Source organism: Arthrobacter sp. AD-310, assembly GCF_054656615.1.
Genome location: NZ_BAAHNO010000019.1, coordinates 86622 through 106583 on the forward strand (window position 1 = coordinate 86622; position 19962 = coordinate 106583).

A 19962-nucleotide genomic window follows, 5' to 3' on the forward strand; every position below is an offset into this window, starting at 1 on the left:
CCTCAGGCGGCCATCCGGCCCTTGCCCTTCCGGCGCGGCCCCCTGGGCTGCGCCGGCGCCGTCGTGCGCGGGCCCATCAGCACCTGTCCGTTGTCCGCGACGGTGGCATCCGCTTCCAAATGGACACCGTGCTCGATCAGGACACTCGAGCCGATCCTGGAGTGGCTGCCAATATGCACCCGGTTCCCGATCACCGTTCCACGGCCGATCCGGACGCCGTCGCCGATGACGGCACGGTCGCCGATGATGGCGTCGCGGTCGATCCAGGAGCCATGCCCGATCCGGGCACCGTGGCCAATCCGCGCGCCGTATTCCACATAGGTCATCGAGCCGATGCGCGCGCTCTCGGCGACCGTGGCGCCGGGAGCCACCAGGCCGCCCCCGTTGGCGCGGCGGACGTAGCGGGTGACCTTCCCGGCGTCGTCTTCAACTGATTCAAACTTCGTGCTCATGAAATCCCTCAGTACCGTGCGGCAACTTACCGTACGTTCAGTTAACGGTTGCGAACCCAAACGGATTCCCGGGAAACCCTTTTCGCGGCGGCTCCCCGGGAACGGCGCGCTAGGGGACGTTCTGGAAGGACGCGCCTTCGTCCTCTTCGGGCTCGTCCGCTTCGGTCAGCAGCAGGGCTGTGCCCTGGTAAGCAGGCAGTTCGAGGAAGAAGCTGCACAGGTCGTCCACCTGGCCGATTGCCTGGCCGGTGAACAGGTCCTGCACGGTTGAGCCGGGGGACAGGTGGCTTGACTGGATGCTGCCGGCCACGTCCTGGTCCGAGAAATTCAGGACGGTGACCTCCAGGGCCCCGCTTCCCAGCCGGGTGACCATGACCAGCAGGCCCCGGTGCGAAACATCGGGGATGTCCAGCAGTGCTCCGGTGGCGATGCCGTGCTCGTCGCGGACGGCAAGCACCCGCTGCAGCCGGCGGGCAAAGGAGTTGGCGTCCTGCAGCTGCTCCGGGAGCGGCCCGTAGAGGCTGCGGGCCCGCTTCATACCCGACGAGGAGGCCGTCGCGTCCGGGCTGGTTCCCATAAGGTCGTGCGCTCCGCGGTTGATCCAGCGGGTGTCGCCCTGGGCGGTCAATTCCGCCACGCTGTCCCGGTCCAGGGCCGTGATGCCGGCGATATCCCAGCCGGACAGTGCGAAAACGCCCGGCTGCAGTGCGTTGTACATTGCCAGCAGGATGTGGACGTCCAGGACGCGCGCCTCCTGTTCCGGGGTGATCGCGTCCGGGTCCTGCACCCCCAGGGCGGCCATGATGAAGCTGACGGTGGTGCAGGCGATCCCGTTGGTGGTGAACACGGCGTTGTACGGTGCGTTTTCGCCGGTAAGGCGTTCACGCATGGTCTGCTGCACCTTCTCGGCCAGTTCGGCGCCGGTCAGCTCCTCACCGCCGAGCTCGAACATCTCGTCCCGGTGGCCCGAGGCGAAGTGCATCAGTTCATACGTGAGTTCGTCATGGTTCTGCAGGGCGTGGACCAGCGAGGCCTGGTCCACGCCGATTTCCATGGACAGGCGCAGCGTCAGCCGCAGCAGTTCGGTGTCCGCCGCGACCAGCGCATAGTGGTACGCGGGCCGGGTAATGAAGTCGTAGGACAGGTCCGGGCCGGACTCGGAGGTGGCCTTGATGTCGTCGATGGTCAGGTTGAGTTCCTGGAAGGAGAACCCGCCCACCTTACGGATCATCGAGCCAATCAGCTGGTTGGCGGCCTCCGAGAGCGGATGCCCTTCCGACCAGCCGGGCTGCTCCTCGGCGCTCTTTTCGACGCCCAGGAAGCCGTTGGCGTCCAGGCGCAGCGCGCCGGTGCCAAGGTCGAGGAGCGAGTGCAGGGCATCGCCCACCACCAGGCGCATGCCGGCGAATGTGGGGTCCAGCCAGTTGATGGAGGGCTGGCCGGCCTTGAAATAGTGCAGGTAGACCCAGCGCCGGGTCTTCCCCGTGGTGTCCACCACCGGCCGGGTGGCACTCCAGTTGGTTTCCTTGACGCCGGGCTCGTAGAAGATCACCCGCTGTAGCCGGCCGATGATGTATCCGGCCTTCTGCAGGGCCTGTTCGGACTCCGGGCTGAGGTTCACCGAGTCCTGTCCCTCGGGGACGTCCGGCAGCAGGTGCCAGTCCTCTTCCGGGATGTCCACCATGTGGTAGATGCCGGGGTAGTCCCGGAAGTTCATCTCGGCCAGGCGGAAGTCCGCCCCCTTGCCGGTGTGGCCGGGCACGATGTCGTCGATGATGGTGCCGCCGTGGTCGGCCGCCACCTCGCACATGCGCCGGAACTCGTCCTCCGTGCCGAACACGGGGTCGATGGCCATGCTGATCCGGTCAAAGTGGCCGTCCACGCTGGGTGTCTGCGTCCAGCCGCTGATGCCGCCGGCAAGTTTGACGGGACCGGTGTGGATTGCCCGGATCCCGATCTCGCTGAAAGCGTCCCACATGCTCTTGTCGCCCAGGGCGCTCAGGAAGGATTCCCCCTCCCTGGTGATGAAGGACAGGGGATAGGCGGTGAACCACACGGGTGCACGCTCGACGGCGGCCCGCGGGTTGGGGTGCGCGTAGGAGTTCTGCCACATGCTGGCCTGGCCGGAGAGCTGCCGGGCCAGGGTGTTCGCGTCGCCGAGCATGGCCTGGTTCCGCAGCCATTCGACATACGCCTGGTTGCGCCCGTCGAACTCGAACGACGGCCTGGTCGCGAGGTACTGGCGCCGACGGGCGATCGGCCGAAGCGCCTTGGGGCGTGCGGGATAAAACTGCTCGTCGTAGGTGATCTCCGGCTCGGCCGTGGCGCCGGCCGCCGCCGCGTCTACCTCTTCGTCCCCGCCGGCAAGGGTGTCCGCTTCAAGAAAACCGTCGCTGGCACTTCGATCCCGCATAGATTCCTCCTCCAGGTCGTTCCCGTGGTCCCTGGGCATCATTCCAGGTCACCCTGCTCCTGCCAACGTACCCCAGAGGGCGGTGAGTATTCGCGAGGACGGAACGGCCGGCGTCGAAAGACGGTGCGAAAATGTGCGCTGGGGCGGGACAACGGCCCGGGCGCGGCCTAGGAGACCAGGTTGGCCGCGGCGGTATCCATGTGCTCGAGGATGGTTTTCCGGGCCAGGCCGGCGTCGCCGGTGTCGATGGCGGCAACGATGTCGCGGTGCCGGTCAACGCTCATGTTGCTGACGCCCTTTTCCAGCCCGGCGAACATGATGGACATCCGGATGGAGCCCTCCAGGGATTCCCAGGAGTGCAGAAGGGTTTCGTTGCCGGTCAGGCGGCAGAGGGTCCGGTGGAACTCAAGGTCGGATTCGATCCGCTCCTCAAGCGTTCCGCCGGCCGCTGAACCCATGGCATCGATGGCCGCGTGCAGGGCCTCGGTGATGTGCTGCCGGTCGGGCAGTTCGCACAGGGTCCGGGCTGCCAGGGATTCCAGCGCTGCGCGGACGGCGTAGATGTCCCGGATTTCCTTCGCGTCCAGGTGGCGGACGGAGAGCCGGCCGCGGGGCCCGGCCGAGAGCAGGCCCTCCTGCTCCAGCTGACGCAGGGCTTCGCGGAGGGTGCCCCGGCTGATCTGGAGCATTTCGGACAGTTCGGTTTCCACCAGGTGCCGGCCGGGTTCCAGCTCGCCGCTGGTGATGGCGGTCCTCAATGCCGAGAGGGCCTGCTCGCGCAGGCTCTTCTTTTGCAGTCCCAGCAGCGGGGCTGTCAGTCCGGCCATGGCATCCGTCCTCAGTGTCATAGGTTGACTGTTTACAGTCGTATTTCGATAGTACGGCAGAAAGCACGGCTCCAGCCGGGACCGGAGCCGTGCTTTACGCGGTGATACAGGTTTAGCCGAGTTCGGCGAGGACCTTGGCCACGATGCGGTCCACGGCCAGGCCGTAGCGGTCGTGCAGGGTGGGCAGCGCGCCGGCGTCGAGGAACTGGTCCGGCAGCGCCACGGGAACCACGCGCTTGCCAAGGCCCGCGCCAACGACGGCGGAGGCGACGGTTTCGAACAGGCCACCCACCACGGAGTGGTTTTCCAGGGTGACGGCGAGCCGGTCGGTGTTGATCTCGGCGAGGACGGTTTCGGCGTCGAACGGCTTGATGGTGGGGGTGTGCACGACGGCGACGTCCACGTTGTGTGCCCCAAGGGCCTTGGCGGCCTGCAGGGCGCGCATAGTCATCAGGCCGGAGGAGATGAAAACTACGTCGTTGCCGCCGCGCAGGACCTTGGCCTTGCCGAGTTCGAACGTGTAGTCGTACTCGTCCAGGACCGTGGGCACGTTGCCGCGCAGCAGCCGCAGGTAGGTGGGGCCTTCGGACGCGGCGAGCTGCGGGACCGCCTGCTCGATGTCCACTGAGTCGCAGGGGTCAACGATGGTCAGGTTGGGCATGCCGCGGAAGATCGCCATGTCCTCGGTGGCCTGGTGGCTGGGACCGTACCCGGTGGTGAGGCCGGGCAGGCCGCCGACGATGTTCACGTTCAGGTTCGGTTCCGCTGCATCAAGGCAGAGGAAGTCGTAGGCGCGGCGGGCCGCGAACACCGAGTAGGTGGACGCGAACGGCACCAGCCCGGTCTCGGCCAGGCCGGCGGCGGCGCCGAAGAGCAGCTGCTCGGCCATGCCCATCTGGAAGAACCGCTCCGGGAAGGCCTTGGCGAAGATGTGCATGTCCGTGTACTTGCCCAGGTCCGCGGTCAGGCCAACGATTTTGTCGTTTTCCTGTGCAGCCTTGACCAGTGCGTGCCCGAACGGTGCGGAGGCGGTCTTCTGGCCGGGGTCGGCGAACGATGCGATCATCGCCGAGGTCTTGAGCTTCGGCTTGGCAGTTGTTGCAGCGGCTGCTGCGGTGGTGCTGGGGGCCTCCGTGGTGGTGCTCATGCTGAAGCCTTTCCTTCATAACCGGCGGTGAGCTGCTCGCGGCAGGTCTGCCATTCGTGTTCTTCGATGCGCATGAAGTGCGCCTTTTCGCGGTTCTCCAGCAGCGGCACGCCGCGGCCCACCTTCGTGTCGCACAGGATGACGGAAGGACGTCCGACGGCGGCGGCCTGGGCGGCGGCGTTGTCGAACGCTGCCAGCAGGGCGCCGACGTCGTTGCCGTCCACGCGCTGGGTGTACCAGCCGAACGATTCCCACTTCTCGGTGACGGGCTCGGTGCGCAGGACTGTGTCCGTCTTGCCGTCGGCCTGGAGGGCGTTGATGTCCACCATCGCTGTGAGGTTGCCCAGTTGGTGGTGGTGGGCGCCCATGGCAGCCTCCCAGGTGGAGCCTTCGTCCAGTTCGCCGTCCGAGAGGAAGTTGAAGACCCGGGCGTTTGAGCCCTGGTAACGCAGGCCCAGGGCCATGCCCACGGCGATGGTCAGGCCGTGCCCAAGGGAACCGCCGGAGATTTCCATGCCCGGGGTGTAGGTGGACATCCCGGACATCGGCAGCCGCGAGTCATCGGATCCGTAGGTTTCGAGTTCCTCCACCGGAACGATGCCGGCTTCGGCGAGGGCGGCGTAGTGGCCGATGGCGTAGTGGCCGGTGGAGAGCAGGAACCGGTCGCGGGCCTCCCAGTGCGGGTCCTCAGCGCGGAAGTTCAGCTGGTCACCGTAAACGGCTGCCAGCATGTCCGCGGCGCCCAGCGCCTGGCCCACGTAGCCCTGGCCCTGCACCTCCCCCATGTTCAGGGCATGGTGCCGGATCCGGTACGCGGCCGCGCTGATCTTGGCGATCCGCTCCTGCGTCACCTGCCCCTTCAAGGCCGGGTCCTGGATTGTCTGCGTTGGCATAGCTGGCTCCGTTGTTGTTGCGTGCGTGACGGTCATTTAGGCATTCACCGGGTTGGGGGTGCTTTTGGTGGCCTCTTCAGCCAGCTCGCGCTCCCGCTTGCCCCAGGTCTCCCGGGTGGCCACGGCGGCCCAGAGGCCCACGGCTGCGTAGAGGCCGAACAGCATGGCCGGGCCCAGCCAGCCGAAGCTGACGAACAGCAGGGTGGTGATGAAGGGGGTGAAGCCGGAGACCATGGCCGAGATCTGGTAGGCCAGGCTGGCACCGGAGGCGCGGGTCTTGGCCTGGAAGAGCTCGGGGAACCAGGCTCCCTGGGCGCCGGCGAGCGAGTTCTGGCAGACGGCGTAGGAGATGGCGATGGTGGCGATGATGAAGAAGAACAGACCGGTGTTAACCATCAGGAACATGGGTACGGCGAACAGGACGGCGAAGGCGCAGGACCAGACGTATACGGGGCGTCGGCCGATCTTGTCGGTCAGGCGGGCCCAGGCAAAGGTGGCGAAGATGCCGATGAAGGACGCGATGCAGAGGGCCACCAGGGTCTCGGTCTTGTCAGCCAGCTTCTCGGTGTGCAGGTAGGAAATCATGTAGGTGATGGACACCGCGTAGCCGGCAGTCTCAGCAACGCGCAGGCCAATGCCGCGGACGATGTTGCGCCAGTCGGTCTTGACGACCTCGACGATGGGGGACTTGACGATGGCGCCGCTGTCCTTGACTTCGTCGAAGACGGGGGACTCGGGAACCTTGGACCGGATGATCAGGCCAACCACCACCAGCACGATGCTGGCCAGGAAGGGAACGCGCCAGGCCAGTTCGCCGCCCAGGTTCACGCTGACCAGGAACACCAGGTTGGCCAGCAGCAGGCCCACCGGGAAGCCGGCCTGCACGATGCCGGTGTACTTACCCTTGGCCTTCCACGGTGCGTGCTCATAGCTCATCAGGATGGCGCCGCCCCATTCGGCGCCGAAGGCCAGGCCCTGGACGATGCGGACGAACACCAGCAGGGCCGGGGCCAGCAGGCCCACCTGTGCGTAGGTGGGGAGCAGGCCGATCAGGAACGTGGCAACGCCCATGAGGATGAGCGAGGTGACCAGGACGGGCTTGCGGCCCACCTTGTCGCCGAGGTGGCCGCCGATGATGCCGCCGAGAGGGCGGGCCGCGAAACCGACGCCCAGGGTGGCGAAGGCGGCGAGGGTGCCGGTGACGGGGTCACCGGTGGGGAAGAAGGCGGTCCCGAAGTACAGCGCAGCGGCGGTGCCGAAACCGATGAAGTCGTATGTCTCGATCACGGCGCCAACGCCGGAGCCGATGGCGACGCGTTTGGCGTCCTTGGTGCCGTGGACCGGACCGCGCATGTTCAGAGCATCTTTGCTCATGGTGGTTTCCCTTTCGGAGAGCGGCTTGTTGGGGATTCGCCGCTGTCGACGGTTAACAAATGATAGACCCAGTGTGACCCACGCCATTCTCAATGTCAACAGTCGACCTTGAAGGTTGACTGTCAACAGTCGATCGGGCTACTGTGGTCGTCATCACTACCGCGGGGCGCAGCTGCCCTCGCACTACTTCAGAGGATCAACGATGTTCCACTCCAGACTCGGGTGCTCGTCCATCAGCTTCCGGCACCAGGAGCTCGCCACGGCACTTGCCACCATGCGCGGGCTGGGCTTCGAAGAAATCGACCTTGGCGCCCTGCCCGGCGTGTGCGACCACGTCCCCTATGAGCTGGACGCCGCTGCGGTGGCCTCCGTCTCGGAAACCGTGAATGCCTCCGGACTCCGGGTACGTTCGGTCAACGGTGACATTGGTGACCTCAATGCAGTGCTCGACGGCGGTGGCCAGGCCGCGCGGCAGCGGCACCTTGATGCACTGCTCACCCTCACGGCCAACACCGGTGCCAAGGCGCTGGTCCTGCCGTGCGGCGCCCTGGACCACGGGCCGGTTCGAAGCGAACGCGAGGACCTGGACCTCATCGCCGCCCAGCTGATCGGTGCCGGACAGCGGGCGGCGGAGTTCGGCGTCGAACTTTGGACCGAATCCCTGCACTTCCTGCGCTTTTGCTGGAACCTGGAACGCGCCGGCCTGCTGGCCGACCGGCTGGCAGGCACCGGCGTCGGGATCGTCATGGACTTCAGCCACATCGTGGCCGCCGGTGAGGACGTCCAGGCGTACCTGGACCGCCACCACGGCCGCATCTCCCATGTCCATCTCCGGGACGCCGTACCCGGCAACATCAACCTCAGCATCGGCAACGGCGACGCCGACTTTGCCGGCGGCCTGAAGCGGCTTGCCGCGGACGGCTACACCGGGCACTTCTCCCTGGAACTGGAGACCCGCGACGTGACCCACGAGGAACGCCCGGCCGCCGCGGCCAAGGCAGCCAGCTTCATCACCGACCTTCTCTGACCCCAACCACCACGATTCAGGAGCACCACCATGACCAGCATCCAGCGCACCGCCGTCCTCACCGGGGCAACCTCGGAACGGGGCATCGGCCTCACCACCGCCCGCCGCTACGCCAGCCAGGGCTGGGGCGTGGTCATCCTCGACCTCGACGGCGAGAAGTCCGCCAAGGTCGCAGCCGAAATTGGCAACGAGTTCAACGTCCCCGCGTTCGGCCACGAGATCGACGTCGCCAACGAAGCGTCCGTCACCGCAGCCCAGGCCGCCGTCGCCGCCGAGGTCGCTGCGGGCAACCTGCCGCCCGTTGGTGCCCTGGCCAACATCGCGGGCATCACCTCCCCGGTCCCATTCCTGGAGACCACCCTGGAGCTGTGGCACAAGGTCATGGATGTCAATGCCACCGGCACCTACCTGGTGACTAAGGCCTTCCTGCCGGCCATGATCGACAACGGCTGGGGCCGCATCGTCAACATGTCCTCCGTCTCCGCCCAGCGCGGCGGCGGCGTTTTCGGCAAGGTTCCCTACTCCGCCGCCAAGGCCGCCATCCTGGGCTTCACCAAGGCCCTGGCCCGTGAACTCGGTACCACCGGCGTCACCGTCAACGCCATCACTCCGGGCGCCGTGGACACCAACATCCGCGTGGGCAGCACCGAGGAGCAGGAAGCCGCCATCAACGCCGGCATCCCGCTGGGCCGCAACGCAACCACCGAGGAAGTCGCAGCAGTGATCACCTTCCTCTCCTCGGAGGACTCCGCCTACCTCACCGGCACCACCGTCGACATCAACGGCGGAAGCCACATGCACTAAGGGCCCGGTGCCCTTTCCACCCCGACGGATGCCAGAGAGCCCACCATGACAAAGATCTTCAACGACCCCTCCGAATTCGCCGAGGAAGCCCTGGCGGGCTTCTGCGACATCCACTCAGACCTGGTCCGCCAGGTGCCCGGCGGCGCGGTCCGGCGCTACCGCCCGGCCCGGCCCAAGGTTGCCGTCCTCGCCGGCGGCGGCTCCGGGCACTACCCGGCGTTCGCCGGCGTGATCGGAACCGGGTTCGCAGACGGCGCCGTGGTGGGGAACATCTTCACCTCGCCGTCAGCCCAGCAGGCGTATTCGGTGGCCAAGGCCGCGGAGTCCGGTGCCGGCGTCGTCTTCACCTACGGCAATTACGCAGGCGACGTGATGAACTTCGGCATGGCCAGCGAACGCCTGGCCGCCGAGGGCATCGCCGTGGAGAACGTCCTGGTGACGGACGACGTCGCCAGCGCGCCGCCGTCGGAATCCGCCAAACGCCGCGGCATCGCCGGTGACTTCACAGTCTTCAAGGCCATGGGCGCTGCTGCCGAGCGCGGCGACAGCCTGGCCGAAGTGGTCCGGCTGGGACGCAAGGCCAACGACCGGACCCGGACCATCGGCAGCGCCTTCGCCGGCTGCACGTTCCCCGGCGCCGAGACGCCGCTGTTCAGCCTGCCCGACGGCCAGATGGGCCTCGGCCTGGGCATCCACGGCGAACCCGGCCTGCGCGACACCGACCTGCCCTCCGCCAAGGAACTGGGCCAGGAACTGGTGGCGCGGCTGCTTGCCGAGACCCCGCATGACGCCGGGGACCGGATCGCAGTGATCCTTAACGGCCTCGGCTCCACAAAACACGAGGAGCTGTTCGTCCTCTGGGGCAGCGTGGCGCCGCTGCTGCGCGAGGCCGGTTACACGCTGGTCATGCCGGAGGTGGGCGAGCTGGTCACCAGCCTGGACATGGCCGGCGTCTCGCTGACCATCACCTGGCTGGACGATGAACTCGAGCCGCTGTGGGTTGCCCCGGCCGAAACCCCCGCCTACCGGCGCGGCAATGCTGCCCTGTCCTCCGGCGCGATGGCCGGCGGGGAAGCGTCCGACGCCGGCGCTGCCCCGGCCACGTTCGTCGCCAACGATGCCTCCCGCGGCTACGCTGCCGCATGCGTGGCAGCCATCGACGCCGCACGCAGGTCCCTTCACGACGCCGAGGAACGCCTTGGCCGGATGGATGCGATTGCCGGCGACGGCGACCACGGACGCGGCATGGTCCGCGGTGTTGATGCAGCCGCCGCGGCAGCCGCCGTCGCACTGGGCGAAGGCGCCGGGGCGGGGGACGTGCTGGCTGCCGCCGGTGACGCTTGGGCCGATAAGGCCGGCGGAACGTCCGGCGTCCTGTGGGGAGCCGGGCTGCGTGCCTTCGGCGAAACCGTGGGCAACACCGCTGTTCCGGATGCGCCGGGACTTGCCGCTGGCGTGACCGCATTCGCAGACCGCATCGTGCAGCTGGGCAAAGCCGAAACCGGGGACAAGACCATGGTGGACGCGCTGCTGCCGTTCACATCAAGCTTCAGCTGCCTGGTGGCCGAAGGAACCGGACCTGGAGAGGCGTGGCAGCAGGCCACGCAGGCCGCCGCGGCCGCGGCGGAAGCAACTGCTGACTTGCTGCCGCTGAAGGGACGGGCACGGCCGCTGGCCGAGAAGAGCCTGGGCACCCCCGATCCGGGTGCCACGTCGCTGGCCATGGTCTTCGCGGTCATGGGCCCGCACTTCACCGACGCGGTTGCGGCAACCGGACAGGGCTCCGCCAGGGAATCGATTGGAGCAGAAGCATGAGCACGGAAGGACAAACCATGGGACTGCGGCTTATCGTCGGTGCCGACGAAGCAGGTGTTGACTACAAGGACCGTGTCCTGGCGGATCTCCGCGAGGACCCAAGGGTCAGCGAGGTCATTGACATTGGGGTCAACCGGTCGGACGCCCCTGACGACTTCACCAAACCCTATCCCTATGTGGGAATCACCGCCGGTGAATTGATCCGCGACGGCGCCGCCGACCGCGCCATCCTTTTCTGCGGGACGGGCATCGGCGTGGCGATTGCCGCGAACAAGGTGGAAGGGATCAGGGCAACCGCGGCACACGACTCCTTCTCGGTGGAACGCTCGGTGCTGTCCAACGACTGCCAGGTCCTGACCATGGGACAGCGTGTTGTGGGCATCGAGCTCGCGCGCCGGCTCGCCAAGGAGTGGATCGGATATACCTTCGACCCCTCGTCCACGTCCGCAGGCAAGGTCAAGGTCCTGACTGACTTCGAAGCCTGCTAGCAGGCGACCGGAACCGGGACAAGCCGATGAAGTGGTTCCGTTGCCACGATTGGAGCGGGCTGGTCGGGATACCTGTGGAGGTTCGCAGGGACTTCCGGGTGGTCCGCGCCGGCGTTGTGGACGACGCGATGCAGGACTCCTCGGCGCTGTGGCTTGCAGCTGACGCTGCCGGCGGCAGGGCACTGTTCAGCGCCGCCGAAGGCTACGAGGTGTGGCTCAGACCCCGCGAGCTGGACGGAAAGCTGTGCTACAAAATGGCTTCCGGCCAGCTGCGGGGCGCTCCTAGACTGGGGTGATGATCACAGTCACCGGAAGTGTGGAAACCAAACTGTCCGCCGCGGAGGCTTTCGCTTTCATGCGGGAGTTCGAAAACACCAGCAAATGGGACCCCAACACTCCGGTGATGGACAAGCTGACCCCGGGGCCGGTGGCTGTAGGCCACAGGTACCACGCCGAATCCGAGTTCCGCGGCAAGAGGCAAACCCTGGAGTATGAGGTCATCGAGCTGACGGACAACCACATCAAGCTCCGTGGCGAAAACAAGTCAGTGACCGCCTTTGACTCGGTGGACGTCACTCCTTCCGGCAGCGGATCAGTGGTCAAGTACACCGCGGAATTCAGTATCAAGGGGCCCGCCAAGATCATCCAGCCGCTGCTCAAGCCCGCGTTTATGCAGCTCCGGGACCCTGCGCTGAACGGGATCCGTGACACCCTTAACGCCCAGGCTGCGGGCTGACTGGCCCCTCCCAGTCACTGCACCATAGGCTGGACAGTACCGTTCGGCAGTGGGCGGCCATGACGATGTGGCTTTGCTGTTGTCCGGAGGGAGCCTTGTAATGAACAGCGACGTATTCGAAGGCACCGCCTTCGCTGATGTTGCCGTGTACCTGCAGGACCTCGTCCTGGAAAACGTGGATGTTGACCAGCTCCTGGGCGGCCTCGCCGGCTATGCGGCCGCCCGGCTTGAGGGAACGGCTCCCGCGCTCTCGTGCGGAATATCTATCGAGCGTCCCAAGAAGCGGGCTGTCGCGGCGGGCAGCGACCCGGTGGCCCGGCTGTTGGGGCAGCTGGCGCCCAAATGCGAAGGCGCTCCCGGCGCCGCAGCTGCCGCCGGCTCCGGTGGAGTTGTTGTTCCGGACCTCCGCGCTGAAAAGCGTTGGCCCGAGTACGTCCGGGCAGCACGCAGGCAGGGGGTCCTGTCCCTGGTTTGCCTGCCGCTCGTCCTCGACGATGGAGACTCCGGCGTCCTGAACCTGTATTCCGGACAGGCGGGCGCGTTTGCCGGTGCCGGCCTTGCCGATGCCGAAGCCTTCGCTGTCCAGGCCTCAAAAGGACTCCGGCTCGCCTTGAGGATGGAGAAACTGCAGGACGCCAGGGACGGGCTGAAGGCAGCCATGCGGTCGCGCACCGTTATCGACCTGGCCACGGGGGCCATCATGGCCCAGAGCCGCTGCAGCCAGGCGGAGGCCTTCCAGGTGCTGCGCACGGCGTCGAACACCAGGAACACCAAGCTTCGCGAGGTTGCCTACGGCGTGGTGTCTTCCGTGGCTGGCAGCCCGGAAACCTTCACCTACTTCGACGGATAGGGATCCTGCGGCTCCGAAAGCCCCCGGGCCAGCGGCGAGTTGCTGTACGGCGCCCTGACCACCAGGCCGCTCTCGGCGCAGTATTCGTTGACAGCCTGCGACAACGCATCGCGCTCCTTCTCCGGCAGGGTGCCCGCGCCCAGGCTGTAGGCCCTGATGGCGTCCTCCGACGCATCACCGCCCAACGCCACGTAGTCAAGCCACAGCGCGGCGATGTCCAGGTTGTGCCGCCTGATGACGGCCCCGGTCAGGGCCTGCTGGTCCACCGCGTCCATCATTCCCTCCTGTTCCGTGGAGTTTCTCCAGGGAGTTCGGTGCGGGATTGGCGCGCGGATGGGTGGGGAGCGCAAATTTTTTTGCGGAAGCGCTCGCAGGCCTTTTCGAGGTTGAATCAAGTTTGCCCGCCAAAAGTCCAGGCTCGCGGGCACTATCAAGGGCTCCTACTTCGTCACCAAGTGCCAGTACTGGACCGTATCCCTGGCCCGGCGTCCGCTGCGGGACGCCGGCCACTGAAGCATCCCCTGGCGGGGCTGCGCCTTGTCAGCCCTCGCACTCCTTGCAGTACTTGTTGCCGTCCTTTTCACGGGCCAGCTGGCTGCGGTGGTGCACCAGGAAACAGGACATGCAGGTGAATTCGTCCGCCTGCACCGGAACCACCTGGATGAGGAGTTCCTCGTTGGAAAGGTCGGCGCCGGGCAGCTCGAAGCTGTCCGCGAGGTCCGTCTCGTCGACGTCCGGGGCGGCTTCGCGCCGGCCCGGCTTTTCAGTCTTCAGCTCTTCCAGGGCGACGTTCGGTTCTTCCTCCGGTGTCACCCGCGGAGCGTCGTAGTCAACTGCCATTGATGCGTTCTCCTGTACGGCTGTTGGTGCCCAGATTGTTCTGGACAGAGCGAAAACCCGGTGCGGTCCGCAGATATTCCCGGACGTTGCCCTACGCTATCCGGGAATTGCCGAATGTGCCCCCCGGGCGCGCCTTCCGCCGTCGTGCTTTGCGCAACACCGCCCTCACATGCCTGCCAGCCGAGAGCATTCGGCCCACAGCCTGCGGCGGGCTTCGGGATCTGAGCCCATGCCGGGGGTGGGGAGCTCTTTGCGTCGGCCCCAGAGCTTGCCCGAGACCGCGGCCGTTTCCGGTGCCGTGGCCAGCCACAGCGGAGTGTCCGCGGCCTTTTCTGCCGTACTGCCAAACCTGTTGGTGATCCAGCGGAAAGGGCCACCCACGTCCTGCAGCAGCGCTGTGTTCTTCACCAGGCCGGGGTGGACGGCATTCGCCACCACCCCGGTGCCGCTCAACCGTTCCGCGAGTTCCTGGGTCAGGAGCACCCGGGCCAGCATGGTTGGCGGAGTGGAGCGCAGGTAGCTGTACCTGCCTTTGGCGGTTTGCAGGTCATCGAAATTGAGCCTTGTGTTGCCATAGGGGGAGGCCACGTTGACGATCCTTGCCTGCCCCGCCGCCGCAGCCGTGCTCTTGAGCGCGTCCAGCAGGAGGCACGACATCAGGAAGTAGGACATCACGTTGGTGGCGAACGTCAGCTCCAGCCCGTCCGCTGTGACGTGACGTTCCTTGCGGAAGACGCCTGCGGCATTGACCAGGACGTCGAGTTGCCCGTGGCCGGCGAGGAAACCCGCCACGGCCGAATGGACTGACGACTGCAGCGACAGGTCGCACGCCATTGGTTCCACCCTGGCCGCCGGCACCCGGGCCCGGATGTCCTGCGCTGCTTCCTCCGCGCGCGCAGGGTTCCGGCCAACGACGACGACGGCGGCGCCCTCCCGCGCGAGGCCGGCGGCTACCGCTTTGGCCAGGCCGCCGGTGGCACCGGTGACCAGCGCAACCTTGCCGTTCATTGATGCCATGGCTACCGCCTCCTGACGCGTCCCTACGTCAATATCCCAGCACTAAACGCCGGGCCTGGCCATAGCCATGCGGGACGCGCGAAGGGCCCGGCAGGAGGGCCGGGAAGAACTATTTATGGCGTGGAGCCACAGCGGATCCGACCTCGTCAACGCCCTCGATTACGCCATCGAAACCCCGAGGCACGTAAATGTTGGCATGCTTGAGCTCATGCCCACGTTCCAGGTGCCCGGCGGCCTGACCTTCGACCGCCGCGAAGACAACGCCTGAACCGCGGCCGGCAGCACCACATCCGTTTCCAACCCGATAGGCCCTCCCGATGCAGTTAGTGCAAACCGTCAGTTTCCCGGACCCCCAGCTCCTGGCCGATCTTTCCCCGCTTCCCGCCGGCCTCCGCGGCGTGGTGTGGGACATGAAGGAGGCGCCGGACGCGTCGCTGGGCTCCATTGATGGCGTAATCCTGCCCTACCTGAACGCGTCCGTGGTGCTGAATTCCCTGGCGCACGTCCCGGACCTTAAGTTCGTGCAGACGCAGTCAACGGGGTACGACGGCGTCCAGGAGGCAGCAGGTCCGGCTGCGGCGGTTGCCACAGCCTCGGGCGTCCACGCCGCTGCCACGGCAGAGCTGGCGGTGGGCCTCATCCTGGCGAAACTCCGCGGCATCGACCAGGCGGTCAAGGATCAGCAGATCGAGAGCTGGAAGCCGCAGCGCCGCCAGTCCCTTGCGGACCGGCGGATCCTGCTGCTGGGCATCGGCGGCATTGGCAAGGAGCTGGCGAAGCGGCTGGAACCGTTCGAGGTGACCATCACCAGAGTGGGCAGCTCCGCCCGCACAGATGCTGACGGGCAGGTCCACTCTTCGGACGAGCTGGTGGCCCTGGCCGCGGACCACGATATCCTCGTTTCGGTCCTGCCGCTGACCGACAAGACCCGTCACCTGGTGGACGCGACGGTCCTGGCCGCACTCCCGGACGGGGCGCTGGTGGTGAACGTGGGCCGCGGCGCCGTGATCAGCACCGACGCCCTCACCCGCGAAGTGGTGTCCGGCCGCCTGCACTGCGCGGTCGACGTCGTGGATCCCGAGCCGCTGCCCGCGGGTCATGCGCTGTGGTCGGCGGAGAACGCCCTCATCACCCCGCACATAGGCGGAAACGCGTCTGCCTTCGAACCGCGGATCCTAAAGCTCCTCAAGAGCCAGCTGGAATTGCTGGCCGCCGGCGAAGCCCCGGCGAACCTGGTCCGGCAGGGGGCTTTCTGATGAGTGGCCTGTTCGACCTCACCGGGCGGGTGGCCCTGGTCACCGGCTCCAGCCGGGGCATCGGCTCCGCCCTTGCACGGGCTTTGGCCGACGCCGGAGCCACCGTTGTCCTCAACGGCGTCAACGCGGAGCGGCTGAAGGCAGCCGAAGCCGCGCTTGCCGCCGACTACGCGCCCGGCCGGATCACCAGCTGCGCCTTCGACGTCACCGACGCTGAAGCCGCAGCAGGCGGGATCAGCTGGATCGAAGAGAACGTGGGCCCGTTGGACATCCTGGTGAACAACGCCGGCATCCAGCACCGCGTGCCGATGCTGGACCTCGACGTCGCCGACTGGGAACGGGTCATCAGTACCGACCTCACCAGCGCGTTCCTGGTTGGCAGGGAAGCCGCACGGCACATGATTCCCCGCGGCCGCGGCAAGATCATCAACATCTGCTCGGTCCAGACAGACCTGGCACGTCCCACCATCGCGCCGTACGTCGCGGCGAAGGGCGGACTCCGGAACCTGACCCGCGCCATGACGGCAGAGTGGGCAGCCTCCGGCCTGCAGATCAACGGCATCGCGCCCGGGTACATCCACACCGAGATGACCCAGAACCTGGTGGACGACGAGCAGTTCAACTCCTGGATCCTGGGGCGTACGCCCGCCCACCGGTGGGGGACCGTTCAGGACCTGGCCGGTCCCGTGGTGTGGCTTGCCTCGGACGGGTCGGCGTTCGTCAACGGCCAGACGATCTTCGTCGACGGCGGCATGACGGTGGTGGTCTGATGTCCTCCCTAAACCGTGATCTGGACCGTGCTCTGAACAGTGACTTGAAGACGGACTTGAAGACGGGCCTTGCTGCAGGCCCGGCCCGGCTCCCGGCTTCCGGCCCGGCCCTGGTGGCGCATGCCGCCGGCGACCTTCGCATCGATGACGTGCCGCTGGCTGAACCCGCTCCCGATGAGGCTGTCATTGAAGTGCGCTATGGCGGCATTTGCGGTTCGGACCTGCACTACTGGCTGCACGGGGCGGCGGGGGAGTCAATCCTCAAGGCCCCGCTGGTGCTAGGCCACGAGATTTCCGGCGTGGTGGTGCGGCCGGCAGCCGACGGGTCAGGCCCAGCGGCCGGGACAGCCGTCGCCGTGCACCCGGCAACCCCCGGCCCCGGCGCGGCCCGGTACCCCGCGGACAGCCCGAACCTGTCTCCCGGCTGCACCTACCTGGGCAGCGCCGCACGCTACCCGCACACCGGCGGCGCCTTCAGCAGGTACGTCAACCTGCCCGTCCGCATGCTGCGGACACTGCCGGCGAGCATCAACCTGCGCACGGCGGCCCTGATCGAACCCGCCAGCGTCGCCTGGCATGCTGTATCCCGTGCCGGTGACGTCCGCGGCAAAACCACCCTGGTGATCGGGTCCGGTCCCATCGGCGCCCTGGCTGTGGCTGTCCTTAAGCGGGCGGGGGCTGCCCGGATTACCGCCGTCGACCTTCACGCGAAGCCGTTGGAAATCGCTGCTGCCGTGGGCGCCGATGAAGTCATCAACGCAGCTGACGTTGCGGCCATCGAAGCCGTGGAGGCTGACGTGGTGATCGAGTCCTCCGGCAACCACCACGGGCTGGCGTCGGCCATCCGCGGTGCGGTGCGGGGCGGAACGGTGGTGATGGTGGGGCTCCTGCCCACGGGCATGCAGCCGGTGCCGATCTCGCTGGCCATCACCCGTGAGCTTCGGCTCCTGGGCTCATTCCGGTTCAACGACGAGATCGATGACGTCATCGCGGCGCTCGCCGAGGGATCCCTGAAGATCGAGCCGGTCATCACCCATGAGTATCCGCTGGCCGACGCGCTGCAGGCGTTTGAGATGGCAAAGGACTCCACGAACTCCGGCAAGGTCCTCCTGGGCTTTGGCGGGCACGGGCAATCGCAATGAGCTCCCCGACACCGCCGCGGGACCGGCGGGAAACGGCGGTCGCCTAGCGCCTCGTCGCTGCGATGCGGGTCGGGGTAGGTAGACTGGTCTACCTACCCCGACCTCAAGGAGCCCGTAATGGCCGATACCAGCGCCGCCGTTGGGGCGGCACCGCGACCGCCGGCACGTGAGCTGCTGCTCGCAGCGGCGGCCCGGCTGTTCTACTCGAACGGCGTTTCGGCCACCGGCATCGACACCATCACGTCCGAAGCCGGTGTGGCCAAGAAGAGCCTCTACAACAACTTCTCCTCGAAGGCCGAGCTCGTGGCCGCCTACCTCGAAGCCCGGCATGAGGAATGGCTGGGCCTGTACCGCAGCCGGGTCGGGGCGGCGACCAACCCCCGTGACAAGGTCCTGGCCATCTTCGACGCCTACACCGACCACGCCAACGCAGCCTACGAGCACGGCTTCCGCGGCTGCGGACTCCTGAACGCAGCGGCTGAACTGCCGGCCGGCGACCCTGGCCGGACGGCGGTGCGGCAGCACAAAGAGGAAGTCGAGGAACTCCTGACAACCCACGTGGCCGAACTGCTGCCGGACGGGAGTGGTCGCGCCGCGGACCTGGCCCGCCACCTGTCCTTCATACTCGAAGGCGCCATGGCCCGGGCGGGCCTGGAGGGCAACGACGCGCAACTCCAGAACGCCAGGCTCATCGCCGCGCGGATGCTGGACAGCCTGTGACCCCGCAGCACGGAAACGCCCGGCACGCCAACTCACCGCACACCGACGGTTCGCACGCCAACGCTCCGCTGCTGGGCGCGGTGTTCGTGGCGGTGGCGTCCATTTTGTGGGGCACCACGGGAACCGCCGCTACGTTCGCCCCGTCCGTCAGCCCGCTCGCCATCGGAGCCGTGGCCATGGGCCTGGGCGGGTTGCTGCAGGCACTGTACGCTGCCACATCCATCGCCCGGCAGCGTTCAGGGCTGGCCCGGCGGTGGCGGCTGGTCCTGCTGGCTGCGGCAGCCGTTGCCGTGTATCCGCTGGCCTTCTACAGCTCCATGCACCTGTCCGGGGTGGCGGTGGGCACCGTGGTTTCCATCGGGTCGGCCCCCATCGCGGCGGCACTTATCGAACGGTGCGCGGACGGCAAGCCGTTGACCCGGCGGTGGGTGACAGGCGCAGTGCTCGGCGTGGGAGGGGCGGCGCTGCTGTCCTTCGCCGGCCGCACGCCCGCGGGCCATGGTGCTGCCGCCTCCGGGACCGTGCCGGAGTGGGCGTCCACCGTTGGGATCATGCTGGGCCTGGTGGCCGGCGGCACCTACGCCCTGTACTCCTGGGCAGCGCACCGGCTGATCGGCGGCGGGGTTTCTTCGCGGGCTGCCATGGGGTCCGTCTTCGGATTGGGCGGGCTGCTGCTGATGCCCGTCCTGGCCCTGACCGGCGCGCCGCTGCTGCAGTCGTGGACGAACTTCGCCGTCGGCGCCTATATGGCCCTGGTCCCGATGTTCGCCGGGTACGTCCTCTTCGGCTGGGGCCTGGCCCGGATCCACGCCAGCACAGCCACCAGCATTTCCCTGCTGGAGACAGTGGTCGCGGCGGTCCTCGCCGTCCTAATGGTGGGGGAGCGGCTCCCGGCACTTGGCTGGCTTGGCGCCGCCGTCGTGCTCGCCAGCCTGTTCATCCTCACCCCGGGCACCCCGCGCAGCTCAGTCAAGAAGCCTGCTGGCGGAAAGGAGAGCGGATCAGCCGGGTTCTTGCCGCCGCCCGCCCCGGCCGAGGGGGCGCCCGTTCCGGAGGATGCAGGCTCCCAGCGCCACTAGCAGGACACCAACCACGACGGCGGCCGCGGCCTGTCCGCCGATGCCCGCCATGACGAGCAGCAGGCCGAGCAGGCACACGGCCGTGCCGGCCACAAAGCCGTCAGGCACGCGGCGCGCGGGATAACCGGAGAGCAGCTCCATGGCCAGGTGGGGATCGTCGGCGATCAGCCGCAGTTCCAGTTCCTGGAGCAGCCTCCGCTCCTCGTCGGACATTGGCATGGCCTGCCCCTGTATTCCGTGGGATGCGGGTATCGCTTCTGACCGTAGGAGCCTTCACCCGCGCAGTCAAGGGCCTCGCCTGCCGCGCACGTG

23 protein-coding genes are annotated in these 19962 nt (G+C 67.3%); 13 read left to right on the forward strand and 10 right to left on the reverse strand.

The genetic code is table 11. The features are described 5' to 3' along the window. Window positions 1-2: 2 nt before the first annotated feature. The 6 genes from ACYQ1Z_RS12975 to ACYQ1Z_RS13000 form a co-directional block, all read right to left on the reverse strand. Window positions 3-452 (reverse strand): DapH/DapD/GlmU-related protein, encoded by a 450-nt coding sequence (locus ACYQ1Z_RS12975; RefSeq protein ID WP_459792939.1) that lies wholly within the window; start codon window positions 450-452, stop codon window positions 3-5. Window positions 453-561: 109 nt separating this feature from the next. Beyond that, window positions 562-2865 carry a maltose alpha-D-glucosyltransferase gene (gene treS, locus ACYQ1Z_RS12980; protein ID WP_459792940.1) on the reverse strand — a complete coding sequence of 768 codons (2304 nt, stop codon included), beginning with the start codon at window positions 2863-2865 and terminating at the stop codon, window positions 562-564. Between the two features lie 167 nt (window positions 2866-3032). Beyond that, window positions 3033-3692 (reverse strand): GntR family transcriptional regulator, encoded by a 660-nt coding sequence (locus ACYQ1Z_RS12985; protein ID WP_459792983.1) that lies wholly within the window; start codon window positions 3690-3692, stop codon window positions 3033-3035. A gap of 112 nt (window positions 3693-3804) precedes the next feature. Continuing rightward, window positions 3805-4839, reverse strand: a complete 1035-nt coding sequence (locus ACYQ1Z_RS12990; RefSeq protein WP_459792941.1) for a transketolase family protein — start codon at window positions 4837-4839, stop codon at window positions 3805-3807. Next, window positions 4836-5732 (reverse strand): transketolase, encoded by an 897-nt coding sequence (locus ACYQ1Z_RS12995; protein ID WP_459792942.1) that lies wholly within the window; start codon window positions 5730-5732, stop codon window positions 4836-4838. The genes ACYQ1Z_RS12990 and ACYQ1Z_RS12995 overlap by 4 nt, the downstream gene beginning before the upstream one ends. 36 nt (window positions 5733-5768) lie before the next feature. Then, window positions 5769-7106, reverse strand: a complete 1338-nt coding sequence (locus tag ACYQ1Z_RS13000) for an MFS transporter (protein ID WP_459792943.1) — start codon at window positions 7104-7106, stop codon at window positions 5769-5771. A 202-nt stretch (window positions 7107-7308) separates the two neighbouring features. Here ACYQ1Z_RS13000 and ACYQ1Z_RS13005 point away from each other — a divergent pair, with 202 nt between their 5' ends. The 7 genes from ACYQ1Z_RS13005 (at window position 7309) to ACYQ1Z_RS13035 (ending at window position 12826) form a co-directional block, all read left to right on the forward strand. Next, the gene (locus ACYQ1Z_RS13005; protein WP_459792944.1) at window positions 7309-8133 is read left to right on the forward strand and encodes a sugar phosphate isomerase/epimerase family protein; all 825 of its coding nucleotides are present in this window, start codon (window positions 7309-7311) and stop codon (window positions 8131-8133) included. A gap of 30 nt (window positions 8134-8163) precedes the next feature. After that, on the forward strand, window positions 8164-8937 hold the full coding sequence (locus ACYQ1Z_RS13010; RefSeq protein ID WP_459792945.1) for an SDR family NAD(P)-dependent oxidoreductase: 774 nt from the start codon (window positions 8164-8166) through the stop codon (window positions 8935-8937). A gap of 45 nt (window positions 8938-8982) precedes the next feature. Further along, the gene (locus ACYQ1Z_RS13015; protein ID WP_459792946.1) at window positions 8983-10752 is read left to right on the forward strand and encodes a dihydroxyacetone kinase family protein; all 1770 of its coding nucleotides are present in this window, start codon (window positions 8983-8985) and stop codon (window positions 10750-10752) included. Continuing rightward, window positions 10749-11240, forward strand: coding sequence for an RpiB/LacA/LacB family sugar-phosphate isomerase (locus ACYQ1Z_RS13020; protein ID WP_459792947.1), 492 nt, complete (start codon window positions 10749-10751; stop codon window positions 11238-11240). The genes ACYQ1Z_RS13015 and ACYQ1Z_RS13020 overlap by 4 nt, the downstream gene beginning before the upstream one ends. A gap of 74 nt (window positions 11241-11314) precedes the next feature. Beyond that, the gene (locus tag ACYQ1Z_RS13025; RefSeq protein WP_459792948.1) at window positions 11315-11536 is read left to right on the forward strand and encodes a hypothetical protein; all 222 of its coding nucleotides are present in this window, start codon (window positions 11315-11317) and stop codon (window positions 11534-11536) included. Then, the gene (locus tag ACYQ1Z_RS13030; RefSeq protein ID WP_459792949.1) at window positions 11536-11976 is read left to right on the forward strand and encodes an SRPBCC family protein; all 441 of its coding nucleotides are present in this window, start codon (window positions 11536-11538) and stop codon (window positions 11974-11976) included. The genes ACYQ1Z_RS13025 and ACYQ1Z_RS13030 overlap by 1 nt, the downstream gene beginning before the upstream one ends. A gap of 100 nt (window positions 11977-12076) precedes the next feature. Continuing rightward, a complete protein-coding gene (locus ACYQ1Z_RS13035; protein WP_459792950.1) occupies window positions 12077-12826 on the forward strand; it encodes a GAF and ANTAR domain-containing protein in 750 nt (249 codons plus the stop codon). Here the strand turns inward: ACYQ1Z_RS13035 and ACYQ1Z_RS13040 are convergent. The 3 genes from ACYQ1Z_RS13040 to ACYQ1Z_RS13050 form a co-directional block, all read right to left on the reverse strand. Next, the gene (locus ACYQ1Z_RS13040) at window positions 12811-13101 is read right to left on the reverse strand and encodes a hypothetical protein (protein ID WP_459792951.1); all 291 of its coding nucleotides are present in this window, start codon (window positions 13099-13101) and stop codon (window positions 12811-12813) included. The two genes, ACYQ1Z_RS13035 and ACYQ1Z_RS13040, sit on opposite strands and share 16 nt — an antisense overlap. 265 nt (window positions 13102-13366) lie before the next feature. Next, a complete protein-coding gene (locus ACYQ1Z_RS13045) occupies window positions 13367-13666 on the reverse strand; it encodes a DUF4193 domain-containing protein (protein WP_459792952.1) in 300 nt (99 codons plus the stop codon). A gap of 165 nt (window positions 13667-13831) precedes the next feature. Continuing rightward, the gene (locus tag ACYQ1Z_RS13050; RefSeq protein WP_459792953.1) at window positions 13832-14683 is read right to left on the reverse strand and encodes an SDR family NAD(P)-dependent oxidoreductase; all 852 of its coding nucleotides are present in this window, start codon (window positions 14681-14683) and stop codon (window positions 13832-13834) included. A gap of 115 nt (window positions 14684-14798) precedes the next feature. Here ACYQ1Z_RS13050 and ACYQ1Z_RS13055 point away from each other — a divergent pair, with 115 nt between their 5' ends. From ACYQ1Z_RS13055 to ACYQ1Z_RS13080, 6 genes are all read left to right on the forward strand, one after another. Further along, on the forward strand, window positions 14799-14951 hold the full coding sequence (locus tag ACYQ1Z_RS13055) for a hypothetical protein (protein WP_459792954.1): 153 nt from the start codon (window positions 14799-14801) through the stop codon (window positions 14949-14951). Between the two features lie 49 nt (window positions 14952-15000). Next, window positions 15001-15939: a 2-hydroxyacid dehydrogenase gene (locus tag ACYQ1Z_RS13060; RefSeq protein ID WP_459792955.1), complete on the forward strand. Its 939-nt coding sequence runs from the start codon at window positions 15001-15003 to the stop codon at window positions 15937-15939. Continuing rightward, window positions 15939-16709, forward strand: a complete 771-nt coding sequence (locus ACYQ1Z_RS13065; RefSeq protein WP_459792956.1) for an SDR family oxidoreductase — start codon at window positions 15939-15941, stop codon at window positions 16707-16709. Before ACYQ1Z_RS13060 ends, ACYQ1Z_RS13065 begins: the two co-directional genes overlap by 1 nt. 56 nt (window positions 16710-16765) lie before the next feature. Then, a complete protein-coding gene (locus tag ACYQ1Z_RS13070; protein WP_459792957.1) occupies window positions 16766-17851 on the forward strand; it encodes an L-idonate 5-dehydrogenase in 1086 nt (361 codons plus the stop codon). Between the two features lie 117 nt (window positions 17852-17968). After that, on the forward strand, window positions 17969-18571 hold the full coding sequence (locus ACYQ1Z_RS13075; protein WP_459792958.1) for a TetR/AcrR family transcriptional regulator: 603 nt from the start codon (window positions 17969-17971) through the stop codon (window positions 18569-18571). 80 nt (window positions 18572-18651) lie between these two features. Then, complete coding sequence (locus ACYQ1Z_RS13080) at window positions 18652-19650, forward strand: DMT family transporter (protein ID WP_459792984.1); 999 nt, start codon at window positions 18652-18654, stop codon at window positions 19648-19650. On the opposite strand, the gene ACYQ1Z_RS13085 is transcribed toward ACYQ1Z_RS13080, so the two are convergent. Beyond that, window positions 19573-19869, reverse strand: a complete 297-nt coding sequence (locus ACYQ1Z_RS13085; protein WP_459792959.1) for a DUF3040 domain-containing protein — start codon at window positions 19867-19869, stop codon at window positions 19573-19575. The two genes, ACYQ1Z_RS13080 and ACYQ1Z_RS13085, sit on opposite strands and share 78 nt — an antisense overlap. Window positions 19870-19962 lie beyond the last annotated feature (93 nt).

Coding starts and splice junctions, on each gene's coding strand:
- ACYQ1Z_RS12975 (WP_459792939.1), bottom strand. CDS start 452: ATGAGCACGAAGTTTGAATCAGTTGAAGACGACGCCGGGAAGGTCACC.
- treS (WP_459792940.1), bottom strand. CDS start 2,865: ATGCGGGATCGAAGTGCCAGCGACGGTTTTCTTGAAGCGGACACCCTT.
- ACYQ1Z_RS12985 (WP_459792983.1), bottom strand. CDS start 3,692: ATGGCCGGACTGACAGCCCCGCTGCTGGGACTGCAAAAGAAGAGCCTG.
- ACYQ1Z_RS12990 (WP_459792941.1), bottom strand. CDS start 4,839: ATGAGCACCACCACGGAGGCCCCCAGCACCACCGCAGCAGCCGCTGCA.
- ACYQ1Z_RS12995 (WP_459792942.1), bottom strand. CDS start 5,732: ATGCCAACGCAGACAATCCAGGACCCGGCCTTGAAGGGGCAGGTGACG.
- ACYQ1Z_RS13000 (WP_459792943.1), bottom strand. CDS start 7,106: ATGAGCAAAGATGCTCTGAACATGCGCGGTCCGGTCCACGGCACCAAG.
- ACYQ1Z_RS13005 (WP_459792944.1), top strand. CDS start 7,309: ATGTTCCACTCCAGACTCGGGTGCTCGTCCATCAGCTTCCGGCACCAG.
- ACYQ1Z_RS13010 (WP_459792945.1), top strand. CDS start 8,164: ATGACCAGCATCCAGCGCACCGCCGTCCTCACCGGGGCAACCTCGGAA.
- ACYQ1Z_RS13015 (WP_459792946.1), top strand. CDS start 8,983: ATGACAAAGATCTTCAACGACCCCTCCGAATTCGCCGAGGAAGCCCTG.
- ACYQ1Z_RS13020 (WP_459792947.1), top strand. CDS start 10,749: ATGAGCACGGAAGGACAAACCATGGGACTGCGGCTTATCGTCGGTGCC.
- ACYQ1Z_RS13030 (WP_459792949.1), top strand. CDS start 11,536: ATGATCACAGTCACCGGAAGTGTGGAAACCAAACTGTCCGCCGCGGAG.
- ACYQ1Z_RS13035 (WP_459792950.1), top strand. CDS start 12,077: ATGAACAGCGACGTATTCGAAGGCACCGCCTTCGCTGATGTTGCCGTG.
- ACYQ1Z_RS13040 (WP_459792951.1), bottom strand. CDS start 13,101: ATGGACGCGGTGGACCAGCAGGCCCTGACCGGGGCCGTCATCAGGCGG.
- ACYQ1Z_RS13045 (WP_459792952.1), bottom strand. CDS start 13,666: ATGGCAGTTGACTACGACGCTCCGCGGGTGACACCGGAGGAAGAACCG.
- ACYQ1Z_RS13050 (WP_459792953.1), bottom strand. CDS start 14,683: ATGGCATCAATGAACGGCAAGGTTGCGCTGGTCACCGGTGCCACCGGC.
- ACYQ1Z_RS13055 (WP_459792954.1), top strand. CDS start 14,799: ATGGCGTGGAGCCACAGCGGATCCGACCTCGTCAACGCCCTCGATTAC.
- ACYQ1Z_RS13060 (WP_459792955.1), top strand. CDS start 15,001: ATGCAGTTAGTGCAAACCGTCAGTTTCCCGGACCCCCAGCTCCTGGCC.
- ACYQ1Z_RS13065 (WP_459792956.1), top strand. CDS start 15,939: ATGAGTGGCCTGTTCGACCTCACCGGGCGGGTGGCCCTGGTCACCGGC.
- ACYQ1Z_RS13075 (WP_459792958.1), top strand. CDS start 17,969: ATGGCCGATACCAGCGCCGCCGTTGGGGCGGCACCGCGACCGCCGGCA.
- ACYQ1Z_RS13085 (WP_459792959.1), bottom strand. CDS start 19,869: ATGCCAATGTCCGACGAGGAGCGGAGGCTGCTCCAGGAACTGGAACTG.